The organism is Streptomyces sp. NPDC052910, assembly GCF_055585605.1.
The window spans coordinates 505,160-521,830 of record NZ_JBVJJR010000004.1 but is presented as its reverse complement, the minus strand read 5'-3'; the positions used below and the strand labels follow the sequence as shown (position 1 = coordinate 521,830).

The following is a 16,671-nucleotide window of genomic DNA, read 5'->3' as shown; positions in this document are numbered from 1 at the left end:
CCGCATGCCTTGCGGCGTCGTCGTCTGCGTCGGCCGCCCCCCACACACACGACGGTGCGGACGACAAGACCGGCCACAGCCGCGCCGCTGCCCTCGGCACTCTGCGCGAACATCTGTTGACCGTACCGGCACGACCGTCGTAGTCGCCTCTGAATCCCCAGGCTGGGCGACACGAATGTTGATAATATGCCCGAAAGATCCGAATCTCCAAGAGAGGGCAGCCCAGCGGGATGCCAAGGGAATGGTCTTGGCGCCGCGGCGATCAGCTTCGGTTCAGGAGAAGGGTGTGCACATGCCTCAGCAAGGGACGGTGAAGTGGTTCAACGCGGAGAAGGGGTTCGGCTTCATCGAAGTTGACGGTGGGGGCCCCGAGGTGTTCTTTCACTATTCCGCGATCCAGAGTTCCGGTTACCGGTCTCTGGACGAGGGGCAACGCGTCGAATTCGAGGTAGTGCAGGGCAACAGAGGTCCACAGGCCGATCAAATCCGTCCTGTCTGAGGATGCGGGCCGGGTCATTGGTGCTTTGCGGTATGCGGGTAGCAGTGGCTTGAACAATGCGCTCGCCGTCGGTGGGACGCCCGGGTCGTGGCGCTCCAAGCTGCAGTGGAGGCAACTACTTTCTGCGGCGAGCAGGCATGCAGCGCTTTGTAACGCTCGGGGCTGAGGTTGCGCCGCCTCATGGCGAGGACCAGCACCCACGATCCGTGAGGTCGCAAAGCGGATACGGGGCGAAGCGCGGCCCCACCTGGGCTTTCCTCCACGTGGGGCCTGCGGCTTAATGGTTGCCCCAAAAAGGTCTCCCCCGGACACGCACCTACACAAGGCACCCAAGGAGGCCCAGGCCAATCGCTGGCATCCGCGCATACGGCCACGACAGGCTTGCTCACTGAGAGGTACGGGCCACGAGGCGATCACCGGGGTCAGCCGGCCGGGAGGACGATGAGCCGACCCCTCGCGCTCTCGGGCAGCGTGCGGCGCATCACGGGCACCGGTGAGGCGAGCGAGGAGGCGAAGGCGGCGACCAGGTCGTGCGGGACGCTGGCGCTGAAGGTGGCGCACCACAGATAGCTCTCTCCCAACGCCGGTTCCGCCCATGCCTGCCAGCCGGCCACGTCGGGGCGGGGGTCGGCGTCGTGGACGAGGTCGGGCAGGGGCTCGAGGGAGACGCTGGAGGTGAAGGCCGGGTCCGTGGCGGTGACGGTGGGCCGGTCGATGTCGCGGATCCACCCCTGGGTGGTCAGCGCGGCGAGGACCGTCTCGGGCTCGTCGAAGCCGGTGTCGGGTTCGGCTCGGACGTCGAGCGCGAGGAGGAAGTCGGCTATCGCCTCGTGCGGGGTGCCGGTGGTGAAGTAGGCGTTCCACGCGGTCATGGCGCTGGCGGGGTGGGTGCGGACGGAGATTTGCCAGGCCACGGGCAGCCCGCCGAGTTCGAAGGGGTAACTGGCCAGGATCCACTCGGCGCCGCGGAGTTGGTCCGGGCTGAGGTAGAGCAGGGTGTCGCGAGCGGTGGGCCAGTTCCTCCAGCCGGCGCTGGTGAGGTGGGTGCCGATCCGCTCGGCCAGGTGACCGTCGTCGCCGGCGAGGTGGCGGGGGCTGACCCAGTAGGCCGGTTCCGCGGAAGCGGGGGCGGGTGAGTCGGAGGAGGGGTGCGGGTTCAGGGGCGCCTCCGGAAGGTCGGGAAGTTCACTGGTCGTTGCCGGCGAGAGGGATCGTGCCGCGTCGTCTGCGCCGCGGAGCATCGACGGGTTCCTGCCAGGTGAGCCGTACCGCGACGTCGGGCGGGAGGTGCCCTGGCTGTTCTCCCTCGGCGTCCTCGGCGATGAAGACCACCGGCTCTCCACTCTCGTCCCGGGCTTCAACGACCTCGGCGACTTGGTGGGCCATCGGGAAGAAGGGGTTGACGGCCAGGCGAACCGTCGCCGAGCGGTCACAGGCGGACAAGCGGTCGATCAGCTCGCCGACCCTCATCTGCGGGGTGTGCGGGTCCAACTCGTTGCTCCCTGGGTGGAGATCCTGGATGAGGCAGGCACGGGCATGCGCCCCTCGCGAACGTGTCGCGGGTTTGCGGCGGCAGCTCGTGGAGGGGCGCGGTGGCCCTCACGACGGACGGGACGTGGCCAGGACGCAGGCCACGGTGGCGGCGACGACCTCGGCGGGGGTCTCCATATCGAAGGAGACGTGGTAGCCGGGCGTCTGGGCAGTTCCGGTGACGGACAGCCTCCAGCCCTCGCCGTCGGTGTCGGGCCGGCCGGCGGGGAACCAGCCGAGGTAGAAGCGGCCGTCCTTGCTGCCGATGTGGACATCAGCGCGGTCGTCCACGATCAGGTTGAAGTCCTCCGTCCCGAACTGATCCGTCACGAGTCCCGGCTGCCCGGGGCCCAGCCGCCACTGGCGCAGTCGCAACGCGCCGACGGTCGTCGAGAATCCGGGACGGGCTACATCCTCGGTCACGGCGCAATCACCTCTCTGACCTGCGGTTTTCTGCGAAGGCGTCTACGTTGACATGCCCTGCGAGCCTTGGCCAGACGTTTCCCGATCTTTCCTGTCTGCCCCAGGCGAACTGCTAAGCCCACAGATCGGGCCGCGGCGTGTGATCGAGTGCGGGGACCGGCCCGGCGCGTGCGCGGGGCTGACGCGTGCTGGCGGTGCGAAGGTGCGCCGGCGGCATACCGCCGTCGGGCGTGCGCCGCTACCGGCTACGGTCCGATTGTGCCCATGTGAGTGATGGAGGCCGCGAGGTCGGTGCCCCAGCTCAACTCGACCGAGTGAATCGCATACATAACACCACCCGGCCAAACAGGGGGCTGCTGTCCTGGTCATGCCCCTGTCGACCAGGGGCGTTCACGCGGAACAGGAGGGTCAACCATGCGACTCACCGGACGCACCACCACCCCCGCCCGCAGACGATCCGCAACCCTGGGCGCCGGCGCCGCGGTCATCGCCCTGGCCGGTGCAGCCCTTGCCGCGCCGGCAACCGCCCAAGAGCGCGCCGCCGCCCCCGCCGGCACCTACTGCGGCCCCACCGAAAGCTTCTACGGCAACGGCCAGTACACGTACGCCGAGGTTCAGCTATGCCTGCGGGCCGATTCCAGCGGAGCGGTCTCCGCCGTCGTCAACACGCGCAACGTCCAGTACTACTGGGGCAGCGCCTGGTACAACGCGAGCAGCAGCTACCCGGCGAACTGGGACGCCAAGGGCGCGGCCAGCGTCGGCGGCACCAGCCACAGCTACAGCGTCAACGCCCAGCAGAGCTCCGCGACCGGTTCGGCAAGCGCCTCCCTGTCGACGACCGCCTGCGGCACCTACAGCGTCACCATGACCTACCACCAGGTCGGCCCGTACTGGGGGAGCGACCAGGCCCTCGACTCGGGCCAGCGCACCTACACCATCAACGTTCCCTGTTGACGGCACTTAAATGATCTTGTTGGGGAATCGGCCGATTTCCCAACAAGATCAACAAGTAGCCGCTCCGGGCTCGCCAGACTCATTACTCTCGACGACCGTCGCACCACGCTCGCAGCCCGGCCGGCCAGCCGTCGGGCCACAAAGTGACCCTCCACAGATCAAATCAACATTCCCACCTTACGCAGTGTGACTTTGCACAGAATCTGGCCAGCGGTCTCTCGCCCCATGCAGACCAGACGGTGGCGTGGATCCGCGCATGGCCAGTTCGTGGCCCGATAGCTGGCCACTCGGCATGGCTGGGCCTCGCGTTCCATGGCCGCTAAGTGCCAGGCACTAAGACCGTGTCCTATGTGGTGAGGCGGTCGTTGACCGGTCATGGGGCGGGGAACGTGGGACTGGATCGTGCCGGACGGGCTGTGGGAGATCGCGGAGCCGCTAATCCCGCCGTCGAAGGTCCGGCCGCAGGGCGGCGGGACGCAGGACACGCCTGACGAGACGGTGTTCGCCGCGATCGTCTATGTGCTGGTCAGCGGTTGTGCCTGGCGGACCCTGCCGCCGTGTTTCGGCATATCGAAGTCGACCGCCCACCGCCGGTTCCTGATCTGGTCGCGTGCCGGCGTGTGGGGGCGGCTGCACGAGGCGGTCCTGCGCCGGCTCGACGACGCGGGCCTGATCGACGTGACCCGCGTGGTCCTGGACTCCGCCCACGTCAGGGCTAAAAAGGGGGCGAACACACAGGTCCGAGCCCCGTGGACCGGGGCAAGCCGGGTTCCAAGATGCACGTCCTGTCGGACGCGAACGGACTGCCCTTGGTCGTCGGCGTCTCGGCCGCCAACGTCCATGACAGCGAAGGGCTGAAGCCCATGGTGGCGGGTCACCAAACGAGACACGACCCCGGTCGCGGCCGCCGTTTCAAGCCTGGGCGCCTGCATGCGGACAAGGCTTACGATCGCCCGGACCTGCGAAAATGGTTACGCGGCAAGCACATTGGAGTCCGGATCGCCCGCAAGGGCATCGAGTCCAGCAAACGGTTGGGCCGTCGCAGGTGGGTGATCGAGCGGACGATGTCGTGGCTGACCGGCTACCGACGGCTCAACCCTCGATACGAGCGTCATCCCCGCAACTACCTGGCCTTTCTCGGCCTCGCCGCAGCCCTGTGCTGCTACAAGCGACTCCTCCGCCTCACCACATAGGACACGGTCTAAGGAGCGTGTCGTGTCCGGGGCGGGGTCGTTGGAATGGTCAGGCGTCGGACTCTCCGACGTGAGTGAGGCGGGGTGGGGATGACGCCATTCATGGACAGGCGCGGCGTGCTGAAACTGGCGGCGTTCGGGGCAGTCGGCTCGGCGCTGGCGCTGCGGGGTACCTCGGCGGCCTGGGCCGAGCCGACGTGTGCCAAGATCGTCGTCCGCCCGGAGGTCCGGGAGTTGACCGCACAGCAGTGGCAGAGGTTCACCGGCGCCGTCCACCAGTTGCGTGGCCGCGGTGGCACTGACCGCTACGCCCAGCTCGTCGCCATGCACTACAACAACGCTCCTTACGGCCACGGGGTGCCGGCCTTCCTGCCCTGGCACCGGTACTTTCTCCGTCTCTTCGAGCGGGAGCTGCAGACGGTCGATCCGTCTGTGGTCCTGCCCTACTGGGACTGGAGCAAGGACGCGAAGGCCCCGAACCTGTCACCGGTGCTGGGGCCGACGTACTTCGGCGGCAACGGCAGGCCCTCCGACCACGTCGTCGTGGACGGGTCCTTCGCGAACTGGCCCTGCACCATCCCCACCAGCCACCATCTGCGACGCCAGTACAACGGCGGGAACACCATCTCCGCGTTCTACAGCCCGGAAGCTCTCGAAAGCATCCTCGTGAGGGCCGATTCGTATGACTATCTCCGCCAGCACGTGGAGGGTGGGCCGAACGGGACGGTGCACACGGGGATCGGCGGCCACGACGGCGACATGTCGTTCATGTACTCCCCCAACGATCCCCTCTTCTGGGTGCACCAGTGCTTCATCGACCTGCTGTGGGCCGAATGGCAGCAGCGCAGGCCGACGCTGGCCAGAACCTACAACGGAGGCAGCGTCTCCGTTAACGACAACCTGGTCCCCTTCAACGTGCCAGTCTCCAGCACCCTCGACACCCGAGGACCCGGCATGTGCTACACCTACCGGCGCTGGCACGCGGCGGCCTGAGGCAGCCCGCGGCCGCCGGAGGCGAAGCAGTGACGCACGACCTGCGGGCCGGTGAGGCGAGTACCGCGTCCCGTCGGATCACGTGGCACCCTCCAACCGGCGCGGACCGCATGAGGGGAAATCGCCCGGCAGACGCGCCGAGGGGTATGGCAGCGCCTTGACGGCGGCCGTCCACGGGTGGGTGGCGATGTCGCCACGATGAGATCCTCCAGCCCGCACTCATCGCAACGAATAGGTACGTCGCCGTGCGCCTCCACGCCACCAGCACCGTGTTGACGCCGCCCGCAGGTCTCCACACCTGACCACAACTCGCCACGCTGAGACCGCTCACGTCAGGACAGCGGCCAAGTAGCGGTCATTAGCTACTTATCGCGCAAAGTCACGCCAAAAGCACACATTGAGTCAGTCGGTTCACCGAGGAAATCGAGCACATGGTCTACTTCCGGGGTGCCACAAACGCTGTTGCCTGATGATCTTGTTCGGCTCGATGGCGGGTGGGTCCACACCTACGAGACGCTCGCCCTGAGATCCGCCGCAGCCGACACCATCCGGCTGAGACGGCACTTGATCACCCTCTCCGGCCGCCTCGCCCGCCACCCGTTCTGGCGATCAGACGACCGGCCGTCGCCGACCCGCGTCGAGCTGCGGCGCCGGACCCGCGCCACCGGTCTCCCGAGCGCCCAGTGACGGGGATTTCCCAGACCCGGGCCCGCGTGCTGCGTGCCGTGCGTGAGCACATCGTCGAGCGGGGTGAGGCACCGACGATCCGGGAGCTGTGCCGACAGGTGGGGCTGTCGAGCACGTCGTCCGTGGCCTACCACCTGATCCGGCTGGAAGAGATGGGGCTGATCAGCCGACAGCGAGCCCGTCATCGCTCCATCCGTCTCGACGTCTGATCCGGCGATCACCGGCCGGCTGCCTTCTGGAACGCCGGCGGGCGCTTCGGGCGGTAGGGCATGCGAACGGCCCCCGAGATCCGGAGAGATCCCAGGGGCCGTGTCGGCGGTTGGTCAGGTTATGTCAGCTTTGGGCCGAGCGGTCGTCGTTCTCGTTGTCCGTATGGCGTCGGCGCAGCGCGAAGACCGCTCCTGCGCCGGCAACGATGAGGAGGCCGGCTCCGCCGAGCAGCCAGGGGGTGCTGTTGGCTCCGGTGTGGGCGAGCGAGCCCTCGGGCTCGGTGGTCGTCGGGGTGCTGGCGGCGGTCTTGTCGGTGGTCGGGGTGCCGGGGGCGGACGGGGAGGGGGTGGTCGGGGTGGCGCCGGGTTTGCCCGGTGTCGGCTTGTGCGACGGCTTGCCCGGGGTGGTGGTGTCCGGGGAGGCCGGCGGGGTGGTGGGCGGCTTGGTCGGCTGGTTGTTCGCGGTGTCGGCGAGGGTGACGGTGACCGGTGCGCCGGGCTTTGCGGTGATCTTCACCGGCTTGGCGTCCATCTGGTAGCCGGTGGGGGCCTTGGTCTCCGTGGCCGTGTACGCGGTGCCGGTGCGGGAGGAGACGGTGAGCTTGGCCGTGGCCGTGCCGTCCTTGCCCGTGGTCAGGGTGATGGAGTCGCCCTTGTCCGTGGGCGCGATGTTGATGACGGCACCGGCCAGGGGCTTGCCGGTGGCCTTGTCGGTCTTCTTGACCGTCAGCTCGGCCGGCTTGAAGGGGTCGGTGATCGTCAGCGGCGTGTCCTGGCCGGCGGTGACGATGACGTCCTGGTCCGGGACGAGCTCGTGCAGAGCGCTGCCGGTGGAGATCTCCTTGAGGCGGTAGACGCCGGGGGTGATGCCGTCGAAGTGCAGGAGGCCGTCGCCGTTGGTTTTGCCCTGGAGGGCCTTGGTGCCGTTGACGGTGTCGAGGAGGCTGAACGCGGCGCCTTCGAGGATGGCTCCGCTCGGGTCCTTCTTCGTGATCGTGACGCCTCCGGTCGGTGTGTCCGGGGCGGTATGCGCGGGGGCGGTCGCGGTGGGGGTGGGTTCGGGGGCGTGGGCGGAGGCGGCCGGGGCCCAGGCCAGGGTGCCGGTGACAGCGGCGGCAACGGTCAGGGCCGCGGCCGGAAGACAGCGGGCGGAAGGGGTATGCACGCAGGAACTCCAGGGAGGGGGCAGAGCGCCCGGGAAGGGTGAGGGGGTCAGCGGGCCCGGCTCGGCCCAGGGGAGGCAGGTGGCGTGGCGACCGGTGAGGAGGTGGCCGACTGCTTGGCCGGGGTTGTCACCGCGATGTGGACGTGGCGGCGGGTCTGGAAGGGGACGTCCTTCGCCGTGCGGGTCACCGGTTCCGTGGAGACCAGTGATGTGGTGAAGGCCGCGACCAGCGACGTGGGTGTGCCGTGGGAGAACTGGGCGCGCCAGTGGGGCTCGCCTGGGTATCCGCCCCAGGCCGTCCAGGTCGGTGTGTTGGTGTTGGTGATGGCGTAGCGGTGTTGGACGACGCCAAGGGAGTCGGGGTCGCGGAAGAACTGTCTGCCGTCGGTCTTGATCTCGTGATTCCAGCCGCGGGCGAGGAGGTGTGCGTACGCCTCGTGCGGTGCTGTGTCGTCGTCGAGCAGCGGGTCGCGGTCGCTGTGGCGGCCTTCGAGGTAGAAGTCGAGCAGTTCGGCGTGGAAGTCCTGGAGCAGTTCGACGGGGGTGGTGGCGTCGAAGGTGATCTGCCAGGTGCCGGCGCCGAACGGGGCGCGGTTGGCGGTGACGGTCCACTTTCCCTTCCGGGAGCTGTCGGGGTCGGGGACCATGCCGGTGAACAACCGCAGGCAGGGGCTGGTGGCGAGGGCTGCCCCGCCGTCGCTCTGGTGCAGGGACCAGTCCTCGGGGAAGGGCCAGATTGTCCGGAGGTCGGCTGCCCCGGGCCCGGCGAGATGGCGAGGGAGGATCTTCACCTGCTGGTCCGGGGCGAGGTGGGTGAAGGGATCGGTCGACATGGGAGGTCCTCGGGTGCGGTGGGTGGGGTGAGCCCGGCAGAACGGCGTGGTGGGCCGGGCGGCGGCGCCCATCTGGAGGTTTCGTCTGCCCGAGCGGGTCAGCGGGTGCGCGAGGGTGGGTGGCCTGCTGGTGAGGCCGGCGGTCGGGCCGGCGCCGGGGCAGACAGCGTCCGGGGCAGAGCGGCGGCCGTGGCGGTGACGGGAAACCACACCTGTGCGTACTGTTCGACCGCGCGGCGCAGTCCTCGGACGTCGGCTCCCTTCCAGGGCGGTTCGCTGTCACGCTTCCAGTCGTGCATGAGTGCGTACCCGTCCTGGCCCGGACGCACCTGTCGAGCGGCATCCCGCCGGGCGAAGGTTCCGTGGTCGGCGAAGGTGAGGATCGCGTTGTCGACCACCCCCTGTTCGGGGTGGATCACCCGCAAGTGCAGGCCGTCGTACCGGCCCTCGAAGATGGTGCGCGCGAAGTCGATACGCAGGCGCAGCGGGGAGCCGGCGATGGGGGTGGCGTAGTAGGTGTTGCCCACGACAGCGCTGTCGTCGAAGGGGAGTTGGAGGTGTTCGGTGAAGAACTGGTGGGCGTGCAAGGGCACGGGCAGGGGCCTTCCGGCGGAAAGAGGGAGAGAGGTCAGCGGCGGGGGCCGGCGGGGCGGCTCGCGGGAGGGGTGGCGGGCCGTGAGGTGGTGCTCCAGCGGGGGACGCTGACGGTGCCCAGGGCCGGTGGGCGGTGGGCAGCGGTGCGTTGCACGTCGAGCGGGGTGGGCGCCGGGGGCGGTGGCGGCGTGACGGGGGTCAGCCGGGCGGTCTCGCGTAGGGCGCGGGGCATCGCGTTCTGCCAGCGCGGCACCGGGGCCGGGTCGACGACGGCCGTGGTGATCGCGGTGACCAGGGGGACGGGGGTGTGGGTGGAGGCGGTGGCGTACCAGCGGGCTCCGGCCGGTCCGCCCCACAGGTACCAGCGGGCGTCCAGTGTGGTCAGCTCGCGGCCGGGATCGAGCTGAGTGATCACGTATTTTAGGCCGGCCAGGCCGTCCGCGCTTTTCAGTTCCATGACGCCCCCGCGCGGGCCCTGTAGTTTCCAGCCGTGGTTGATCAGGGGCATCACGGCGTCGAACGCCGGTGCCTTGCGGCCGGTCGCATCGTGGCCGTTGAGGTAGGTGGCGGGGCCGTCGGTGTACGCCTGGGCGAGGGCGGTGGTGAAGGCGGTGACGAACTCGGTGGGTGCCGTGTCGTTGAAGCACACGCCCCAGTGCGGCTGGGCGAACGCGTCGTCGTAGACGGAGATCCGCCACAGGCCGTCGTCCTCGCCTTCGGGAAGGTAACCCAGGCGGATCTTGCTGTCGGGCGAGGAGAGGGAGAAGTTGCCGTCCTCGTCGTGACGTGCCCGCCAGCCCAGGTCGAGCAGGGGCTTAAGGGCCGGGTCGCCGATGAACGTGCTGCCGGCAAGGTAGCGCGGGGAGACGTAGACGTCCCCGTCGATCTCGGGGGAATCGGGCATGAGCACCTACAGGGGGTCGGGACGTGGGCCGGTGCCGGGTAAGGCTCACGGTCAACTGCACAGCGCCGCGCCGCTCTTTCGAACCTTCTTCGTGGTGTGCGGGCCGGGAATCATGCGCAGCCGGGCGAAGGTCACGGTGAGACCGAGTGCTTGGAGTACGGCGCAGGCTGTGACGACGCTGCCCAGCGCGGGGGCCGGGGTGAGGGCGACCAGGAGGCCGGCGAGCGGGAAGGGCAGCAGGAAGATCAGGATGGTCAGGCTGAGGGTGGCGCCGAAGGTCTCGGGCGGGATGAGGTGGGAGCGCAGGGTGCGCAGGACCACGGACATGCCGCCTTCGCCGGCCATGAGGGCGGCGATGACGACCAGGTAGGTGGTGTAGGTGTGAGCGGCGGCGACCGCCAGGCCGGCGCCGGTAACGACCGCGGCGGAGGTGGCGCCCACGGCCCATAGTCCGTACCGGTCGATCGCGCTCCGGCACACCGTGATGGCCAGGAGGGAGGCGAGGGCGGCTGCCGACCAGATCAGGCCGACGTCGGCGCTGGAGTGTCCCAGGTGCTGGACGACGATGACGGGGGCGGCGGCCTGCATGAGGCCGACGCCGAGGTTCGCCAGGGTCATGCCCGTCACCAGCCAGGCCAGCGCGGGCAGGGACCGCAAGGTCTCCCACCCAGTGCGAAGCCCTTTGATCACCGGTGCCGGTGCGTCTGCGGGCTGATGAGGCCGGCGGGGAGCAAGGGCGGCTGCGGCCAGGGAGAAGCCGGCGAGGGTGGTCAGCATGCCGCAGGGGCCGGTGTGCTGCAGCAGCAGGCCGGCGAGGGCCGGTCCGGCCAGGGTGGCGACCTGCTCGATGCCCAGGAGTGCCGACTGCACGTGGTGTGCCCGCTCGCCGGCCTCGCGGCTGGCGGTGGCGCCGGCGGTCTCGGACGCGATGTAGCTGAACTCGGTGAGGACGCCGGTGGTGGCGGCCAGCAGCATGACGGTGACCGTCGCCGTCGGCCCGCCGGAGTGGGCGGGGAGCGCGAGGGCGGCGGTCAGCACCACCAGGGCTCGGGCCACCGAGGCGTAGCGCAGGACGCGCGTGGTGCCGTGACGGTCGACCATCGCGCCGGCGAGGGTGAACGCGCTGAGACGGGGGATCCACTCCAGCGCGAACGCCAGTCCGGTGAGCGCGGCGGAGTCGGTGGTGGCCAGCACCAGCAGGGGGATGCCGTACGTGGTCATCGCGAAGGCGCCGGCGTCGGCGGTGCGCGGCAGGTAGATGGCGCGCACGTTGCCGGAGATCGGACGGCGGGCGTGCCGTGGCCCGGAGCCAGGTCTCAAGGGGTGCTCTCCCTCCCGGCCTCGGCGACGGAGCGGTTGGTGGAGGCGGCGAAGACGGAGGGGTTGGCTGAGACCCACGTGGAGACGGCGCTCCAAGGCCGGTGCGGGCAGGAAAGCTCACCGGCGCCCACGGCGTGCGGAGCCTGGTGCGGACCGGTGCTCTGGTCGGTCGCGCCTGCGACGCGGTGGTGGCCAAGCAGCGCGAGGGTGTGCTGGATGCGGGTGACGAAGTCGCTGGCCGGCGCGGGCGTCTGCTGGGCGCGGGCCCAGCGGGCGAGGGTGTCGTAGACGTCGGCGAGGTCGGTGCCGCGGCTGGTGAGGAGGTAACACGGCTCGCCGCGGTGGCCGGCGCGCAGGAGCTGGTGGGTGCGGGCGATCTCCAGGGCGGCACGGATCTGGTGGCGCGGGAGGTCGGAGAAGGTCCGTCCGAGCATGCGGCGAGGGACGGGGCCGTTGTCGTCGATCTCGGTGACGAGCCGGATCAGCCCCGGGTGGGAGAGCACGGTGACGGCGTGGGCCACCGGTGCGGCCCGAAGGACGGGGGCGGTGGTCACCGGCGGTGGCCTCCTGTCGGCGGGGCCGCGATCGGGCGGGCGGGTATCTGGTGGGAGAAGAGGTCGCCCGGCTGCCACCGGGCCACCGGCCGCTGCGTCGCCGAGGACGCAGGGACTGTGGAAGCGGTGGTGACCGGTGGGGCCGGCAGGCGCGCGTGGTGGGTGACCCAGGTTCCCGTCCGGCCCTGAGAGGGGGAGAGCGTCTGCCCCCACAGCGCGTGGGCGGGGGCGTTGGCCGGCGGGCGGCCGGCTGCCCATGCCGACATGGCGCTGTAGACCGGGGCCAGGGCGTGGCCGGTGGCGGAGAGCCGGAAGGCCGGCGCGTCGGTGACGTCGACGAGACCGTCGTCGATGAGCTGGCGCAGCGGCGGGTAGACGGTGCTGAGGCTGTAACGCGGCATCACGTCGGCGGCCAGCTCCTTGGCGCTGCTGGTGCCGCGCGCCTTCAACGCCCACAGCAGGGGCGTGGCGTGGCGGGGGGTGAGCAGGGCGAGGGCGTCTTCGATGTTGTCGGCCGCCGGGATGCGCTGGGGCTCGAGTTCGCCGGTCTTCGCATTGGGCACCAGGTCTTTCTCCAGGTGCGTGTTGCCCCAAGTGGCGATCACCGTCAGGACGGGCATCAGCTCCGCGCCGCGGGTGGTGAGGCCGTAGGTGACGTGCCGGGGGCCGTATTCGGTGCGGTCGACCAGGCCGGCGTCGGTGAGTTTGCGCAGCCGGGGGTGGAGCTGGCCGTCGGCGAGCCACGGCAGCTTCGGCTTGATCTCCGCGTAGCGCAGCGGTTGTTCGGCGAGCGTCATCAGGACCCACACGCTCCAGCGCGGGGCGATCATCTCCAGGGTCTCGGTGACGCGGGAGAGGTCGGTGAGCGTGGTGCTGGGCAGACCGGTGGTGGCCAAGGGGGAACTCCTGAAAGGGTATGGGGCGCAGCCGTCAGCGACTACGGGCGGCAGCCGGTGCCGCTGGGGCCGGTGCCGCCGCCGGGGAAGCCGTCGGGGATGCCGCCGGGGTCTTGAGGTCCGGGGCCGGCACCCGGTGCAGGCTGGTCAGCACCGCGGTCACGCTCTTGGTCTGGGCGTCGCGCACGGCGACGGACTGGGCGATACGGCGGGCGCAGTCGAAGATGTGGCCGGTGTCGACAGGGTCGATGTCCCTGCCCGGCTCGGTGAGTTGCCGTAGCCGTTCGAGCTGGAAGGCGATGTTTCGCTCGGCGAAGGCGAGGTCGGCGTGGCTGCCGAGGAGGGCGGCCAGCATGCTGTCGTGCGCCGTGGCGGCGGCGTGGGCTTCGAGGGCGGCGAGCGGCTGCCCGTAGAGGGCTTCGATGCGTTCGGCGATCGTCTGGGACGTGGTGGGGGGCAATCAGCCCCCTTTCAAGGTCGGCGGGCCCGAGCCGCCCCGGCATGCGGGGATGCCGGGGCGGCCGGGGGCAGCGCGACGCTGATCTTCGGCTGGGCGAACGGCACAGAAGGAAGCGGGCCGGTGAGCGGGGCCGGCATGGTGCGCAGCAGCTCGTCCAGGGCGACGCGGTATCCGTCGCGGGCGTCCAGCGCCGCTTCCATCCACTGGGCGTCCATCCGCAGGTCGTCGGCGGACAGCTCGCTCATGTCACGGTCGGGGTCCATCGCTTGGTGGACGCGGTCGCGGACCCGTGCGAGCTGTTCCTCGGCCAGGGCCAGGAAGCTGCGCAGCTCCAGTGCCCGTTGCAGCGCCGCCGACGCCGCCTCGGTCGTCGCTGTCGCGTACAGCTCGCCGAGGGCGGCGCCGAAGGTCTCTTCGAGTCGGCGGTCCTGGCTGCTGGGCTTGGTGGTCACGCTCACCGTGCCACTCCCCGGACCGGGACGCCTGCGGTGGCCGGACGCGTCGGCACAGTGGTCTGCAGGGCCGGTCCCCGGGCTGCAGCGGTGGTGGCCGCGCGCCCGGTGCCGGGGCCGTGCCTGCCCTGGGTGGCCGGGTCGAGGAGGAAGCGCACCACCATGGCGCGGCCGTCCCGGACAGTGACGGCCATGTTCACCCGGTGGGCCAGTTCCATCGCCGCATCGTCGAGCGGCACCGGGTCTCGGGCGAGAAGGGCAATCAGGTGGTCCTCAGCCCGCTCGACCGCCGCCTGCGACTCGGCCAACAGGCCATGCCAGTGCACCACTTCCGTCGCCTGCTGGTTGGCGCGCGGGACTGCCGCGACGGCCCGGCGCAGCTCGGGAAGGCTCATCTGGAATCGGGCTTCGATCTGCTGGGTGATGACGCCCATCACGTCGTCGGCGTCGTCGGACACAGCCGGCTCCTCACGATGAGTTTTACGACAAGGGAAAGGGCCTGGTCCGCCTCGGTGGAATTCCCTCCCTGGCAGTCTGGGCCGTTATGGGCAGGGCTTTAGTCCAGACAGATGTAGACCTCGTTGTAGACGTAGGCGCCGGACACCCAGCCCGTCACACCGGTGGTGCGGTCGGTGATGTAGCGCCAGCCCCCGCTCGACTTGTGAACGGTGAACTTGTGCCCCCGGTACAGGATGCCGACGGCGGTGGACTTGCTGCTGGCCTTCGAACGGATGGTGACCGCGTTCGCGTCGATCACCCACGGGCCGGTCCGGTGGCAGTAGTCGGACGCGACGGTCGGTGCGGCAGCCGGTGCGGCATGCGCCTGTGCGGTGAAGGCGAAAGGCAGCGACAGCGCCCCGAGGACAGCGGCGTTGACAGCGAATTTGGAAGCACGCATGGAGAAGTAACCCCTGGGAAAGTAAAGGGAGATAGGGAGACGTCCCCGCCGGAATGCCGTTGGGGATGAATACAAGGGTCTGGAGAAGTCCCGGTTTCGCTAACCGGAGATGGGCTGCTATGTTCCGGCCCTCACGTGAAGCCCAGTGCTTTCCGGCGTCACGGCGCCACGCGGGGCTCCAGCATCAACGGCTGCGCCCACGCGGCGGTACGGCCGGCGCAGGCCGTGCGGGCGCCGCGGCCACGGGGTTGTGGCGCGCGGGCGGCGGGGCGGTCGGCAGAGGGGCGCCGGCGCCGGCGAAGTGGCCCTGGAACCAGTCGGTGGCGGCCTTGAAGGTGGAAAACCCTCCTTCGCGCAGGGTGTGCGTGCCGGCGTCGAGGTCGGCTTCCCTGAGCAGGATCCGGAAGGGCCACGGTTCCCGTTCATCCAGGGCCCGCAGGAGGACCACGATCTCCGGTCGGTCCGCGGTGTCGTCGGTGTAGCTGTGCAGCAGGGCGAAGTGGTCGCCGTCGCTCATCAACCGCTCTTCCAGGACGCGGGTGGCTGCGTCGGCGGGGCGCGTGCCCACACCGTCCTGAAGGTGGATCGTCTCCTTGGGGCAGCCGCGGGCGATCAGCCAGGACTGGGCCATCGCCGGCAGCGGCAGGTCCTTGTCCTCGAAGCGAAACGTACGGGTGGCGGGGTCGCGTTGCAGGTGCAGGGCGACGATCTGCGGGTCGCCCGGGATGACGGCATCGTTGTGGAGAACGTAGAAGCTCTGCTCGTCATTGTCGGTGTGGTGTTCGGCCAGCACCGTGAACTCGTCCTCGTCGAGGACGACGTACTCCCAGAGCCGCTCCACGTCGGGGCGTTCAGATGTGTAGCCGTCGAGGCGGAAATTGTCGGGTTCGTGGTGCTGCATGGTTGCTTTCGGAGGTCAGGGGTGGAGACCGGTGGCGGGGTGCTGGGACATCAGATGTTCGCGGCACCCGCCAGGTTCGGAGTCACCGGCCGGGCGCGGCGGGCGAGGTCGTGCGGCCTCAGCCGGACAGCGCCGTGCGGTCGAAGTCGGTGGGGGTGATGTGTGGCCGGCGGGGACGGAGTGGCAGGTGTCGCGCCGACCAAAGGGCGTCGCCCAGCGCTTGAGTCGGTTGTGGGCGAGACGGTTTTCGGCGGCGGTGCCGAGCGGCAGCCGCCGGGTGAGCAGGTGCTCGGGCAGCTTGGCGCCCTGGACGATCCCCAGGAGCGTGCCGGCATCCGGCGCCCTCGTCTCGGGTCGCCGGCGGGGCAGTGCTCGCGAGCACCGTCTCCGAGGGTCTAGGGCGGCTGCCAGTTGCTCCCGCCACCCTGTTCATCTGGTCGACGGTGCGGTCGATGCGCGCGTACGGTGCCGCGTGGTCAACGGCCCCGGCCACGCGGTGGCGCAGCCGGCGCAGGTCGTGCAGGCGTCGCGGGCAGGGTGCTGCGGCGCGCGGGCGGCGGAGCGGGCGGCAGGGGGGCGGCATCGCCGGTGAAGTGGTTTTCCCACCAGTACGTGGCAGCCTCGTAAGCGAGGAAGCCTCCTTCGCGCAGCGTGTGCGTTCCCGCGTCGAGGTCGGCTTCTTCCAGCAGGATGCGGAAGGGCAACGGTGCCCGCTCATCCACGGCTCGAAGGAGGACCACGACCTCCGGCCGCTCAGCGTTGTCGTCGGTATAGCTGCGCAGCAGGGCGAAGTGGTCGCCGTCGCTCATCAACCGCTCTTCCAGGACGCGGGTTGCCTCGTCGGCGGGGCGCGTGCCCATACCGTCCGGGAGGCCGATCGCCTCCCTGGGACAGCCGCGAGCGATCAGCCAGGACTGAGCCATCGCCGGCAACGGCAGGGTGGCGTGCTCGAAGCTGAACACGCGGGCGACAGGGTCGCGCCGTACATGAAGGGCGGCGATCTGCGGTTCGCCCGGGACGCCCCAGGTGGCGGAACCGTCGTGCAGAACGTAGAAGCTGTGGCGGGCATCGTCGGTGTGGTGCTGGGCGAGCAGCGTGTACGACTCCTGCTCGGCGGCGACGTGCTCCCAGAAATGCTCGTCTGCGTCAGGGTGTTCGCCTTCGTATCCGTCGAGGCGGAACAGGTCGGGTTCGTGGTGCGGCATG

The 16,671-nt window shown here is 69.9% G+C and carries 22 protein-coding genes; 6 read left to right on the top strand and 16 right to left on the bottom strand.

Features of this window, described 5'->3' with window-relative positions; genetic code table 11:
* The first annotated feature begins 292 nt into the window (after window positions 1-292).
* Window positions 293-499 carry a cold-shock protein gene (locus tag ACZ6X9_RS18685; RefSeq protein WP_469779195.1) on the top strand — a complete coding sequence of 69 codons (207 nt, stop codon included), beginning with the start codon at window positions 293-295 and terminating at the stop codon, window positions 497-499.
* Window positions 500-921: 422 nt separating this feature from the next.
* On the opposite strand, the gene ACZ6X9_RS18680 is transcribed toward ACZ6X9_RS18685, so the two are convergent.
* From ACZ6X9_RS18680 to ACZ6X9_RS18670, 3 genes are all read right to left on the bottom strand, one after another.
* Window positions 922-1,740 (bottom strand): SPDY domain-containing protein, encoded by an 819-nt coding sequence (locus ACZ6X9_RS18680; protein WP_469779069.1) that lies wholly within the window; start codon window positions 1,738-1,740, stop codon window positions 922-924.
* Window positions 1,685-1,969, bottom strand: a complete 285-nt coding sequence (locus ACZ6X9_RS18675) for a hypothetical protein (RefSeq protein WP_469779194.1) — start codon at window positions 1,967-1,969, stop codon at window positions 1,685-1,687. The genes ACZ6X9_RS18680 and ACZ6X9_RS18675 overlap by 56 nt, the downstream gene beginning before the upstream one ends.
* A 129-nt stretch (window positions 1,970-2,098) precedes the next feature.
* A complete protein-coding gene (locus tag ACZ6X9_RS18670) occupies window positions 2,099-2,452 on the bottom strand; it encodes an SPDY domain-containing protein (protein ID WP_469779068.1) in 354 nt (117 codons plus the stop codon).
* Window positions 2,453-2,866: 414 nt separating this feature from the next.
* Here ACZ6X9_RS18670 and ACZ6X9_RS18665 point away from each other — a divergent pair, with 414 nt between their 5' ends.
* The 5 genes from ACZ6X9_RS18665 (at window position 2,867) to ACZ6X9_RS18645 (ending at window position 6,488) form a co-directional block, all read left to right on the top strand.
* The gene (locus ACZ6X9_RS18665) at window positions 2,867-3,406 is read left to right on the top strand and encodes a hypothetical protein (RefSeq protein ID WP_469779067.1); all 540 of its coding nucleotides are present in this window, start codon (window positions 2,867-2,869) and stop codon (window positions 3,404-3,406) included.
* 375 nt (window positions 3,407-3,781) lie between these two features.
* Window positions 3,782-4,599 (top strand): IS5 family transposase gene (locus tag ACZ6X9_RS18660; RefSeq protein WP_469779066.1). Its coding sequence is split into 2 segments (ribosomal slippage): window positions 3,782-4,124 and window positions 4,124-4,599, totalling 819 coding nucleotides; the frame shifts between segments, so codons are not numbered across the junction.
* Window positions 4,600-4,701: 102 nt separating this feature from the next.
* On the top strand, window positions 4,702-5,592 hold the full coding sequence (locus ACZ6X9_RS18655; RefSeq protein ID WP_469779065.1) for a tyrosinase family protein: 891 nt from the start codon (window positions 4,702-4,704) through the stop codon (window positions 5,590-5,592).
* A gap of 447 nt (window positions 5,593-6,039) precedes the next feature.
* Window positions 6,040-6,279, top strand: coding sequence for a hypothetical protein (locus ACZ6X9_RS18650; RefSeq protein ID WP_469779064.1), 240 nt, complete (start codon window positions 6,040-6,042; stop codon window positions 6,277-6,279).
* Entirely contained in the window at window positions 6,276-6,488 is a 213-nt protein-coding gene (locus tag ACZ6X9_RS18645; RefSeq protein WP_469779063.1) for a LexA family protein, read from the top strand. Before ACZ6X9_RS18650 ends, ACZ6X9_RS18645 begins: the two co-directional genes overlap by 4 nt.
* Before the next feature lie 124 nt (window positions 6,489-6,612).
* Here the strand turns inward: ACZ6X9_RS18645 and ACZ6X9_RS18640 are convergent, their stop codons facing one another.
* The 13 genes from ACZ6X9_RS18640 to ACZ6X9_RS18580 all read right to left on the bottom strand — a co-directional run bounded on the left by ACZ6X9_RS18640 (window position 6,613) and on the right by ACZ6X9_RS18580 (window position 16,670).
* The gene (locus ACZ6X9_RS18640) at window positions 6,613-7,653 is read right to left on the bottom strand and encodes an MSCRAMM family protein (protein WP_469779062.1); all 1,041 of its coding nucleotides are present in this window, start codon (window positions 7,651-7,653) and stop codon (window positions 6,613-6,615) included.
* A gap of 47 nt (window positions 7,654-7,700) precedes the next feature.
* Window positions 7,701-8,486 carry an SPDY domain-containing protein gene (locus ACZ6X9_RS18635; RefSeq protein WP_469779061.1) on the bottom strand — a complete coding sequence of 262 codons (786 nt, stop codon included), beginning with the start codon at window positions 8,484-8,486 and terminating at the stop codon, window positions 7,701-7,703.
* A gap of 98 nt (window positions 8,487-8,584) precedes the next feature.
* A complete protein-coding gene (locus tag ACZ6X9_RS18630; protein ID WP_469779060.1) occupies window positions 8,585-9,079 on the bottom strand; it encodes a hypothetical protein in 495 nt (164 codons plus the stop codon).
* Window positions 9,080-9,114: 35 nt separating this feature from the next.
* A complete protein-coding gene (locus ACZ6X9_RS18625; RefSeq protein WP_469779059.1) occupies window positions 9,115-9,984 on the bottom strand; it encodes an SPDY domain-containing protein in 870 nt (289 codons plus the stop codon).
* Window positions 9,985-10,035: 51 nt separating this feature from the next.
* Window positions 10,036-11,304: an MFS transporter gene (locus ACZ6X9_RS18620; protein ID WP_469779058.1), complete on the bottom strand. Its 1,269-nt coding sequence runs from the start codon at window positions 11,302-11,304 to the stop codon at window positions 10,036-10,038.
* Window positions 11,301-11,858 carry a hypothetical protein gene (locus tag ACZ6X9_RS18615; protein ID WP_469779057.1) on the bottom strand — a complete coding sequence of 186 codons (558 nt, stop codon included), beginning with the start codon at window positions 11,856-11,858 and terminating at the stop codon, window positions 11,301-11,303. Before ACZ6X9_RS18615 ends, ACZ6X9_RS18620 begins: the two co-directional genes overlap by 4 nt.
* Window positions 11,855-12,754, bottom strand: coding sequence for a winged helix-turn-helix transcriptional regulator (locus ACZ6X9_RS18610; protein WP_469779056.1), 900 nt, complete (start codon window positions 12,752-12,754; stop codon window positions 11,855-11,857). The genes ACZ6X9_RS18615 and ACZ6X9_RS18610 overlap by 4 nt, the downstream gene beginning before the upstream one ends.
* 34 nt (window positions 12,755-12,788) lie before the next feature.
* The gene (locus ACZ6X9_RS18605) at window positions 12,789-13,214 is read right to left on the bottom strand and encodes a hypothetical protein (RefSeq protein ID WP_469779055.1); all 426 of its coding nucleotides are present in this window, start codon (window positions 13,212-13,214) and stop codon (window positions 12,789-12,791) included.
* An 11-nt stretch (window positions 13,215-13,225) separates the two neighbouring features.
* The gene (locus ACZ6X9_RS18600; RefSeq protein ID WP_469779054.1) at window positions 13,226-13,672 is read right to left on the bottom strand and encodes a hypothetical protein; all 447 of its coding nucleotides are present in this window, start codon (window positions 13,670-13,672) and stop codon (window positions 13,226-13,228) included.
* On the bottom strand, window positions 13,669-14,124 hold the full coding sequence (locus tag ACZ6X9_RS18595; protein WP_469779053.1) for a hypothetical protein: 456 nt from the start codon (window positions 14,122-14,124) through the stop codon (window positions 13,669-13,671). Before ACZ6X9_RS18595 ends, ACZ6X9_RS18600 begins: the two co-directional genes overlap by 4 nt.
* Before the next feature lie 98 nt (window positions 14,125-14,222).
* Entirely contained in the window at window positions 14,223-14,564 is a 342-nt protein-coding gene (locus ACZ6X9_RS18590; protein ID WP_469779052.1) for an SH3 domain-containing protein, read from the bottom strand.
* Window positions 14,565-14,748: 184 nt separating this feature from the next.
* The gene (locus ACZ6X9_RS18585) at window positions 14,749-15,465 is read right to left on the bottom strand and encodes a hypothetical protein (RefSeq protein WP_469779051.1); all 717 of its coding nucleotides are present in this window, start codon (window positions 15,463-15,465) and stop codon (window positions 14,749-14,751) included.
* Window positions 15,466-15,941: 476 nt separating this feature from the next.
* Window positions 15,942-16,670 carry a hypothetical protein gene (locus tag ACZ6X9_RS18580; protein WP_469779050.1) on the bottom strand — a complete coding sequence of 243 codons (729 nt, stop codon included), beginning with the start codon at window positions 16,668-16,670 and terminating at the stop codon, window positions 15,942-15,944.
* Between the last annotated feature and the right edge of the window lies 1 nt (window position 16,671).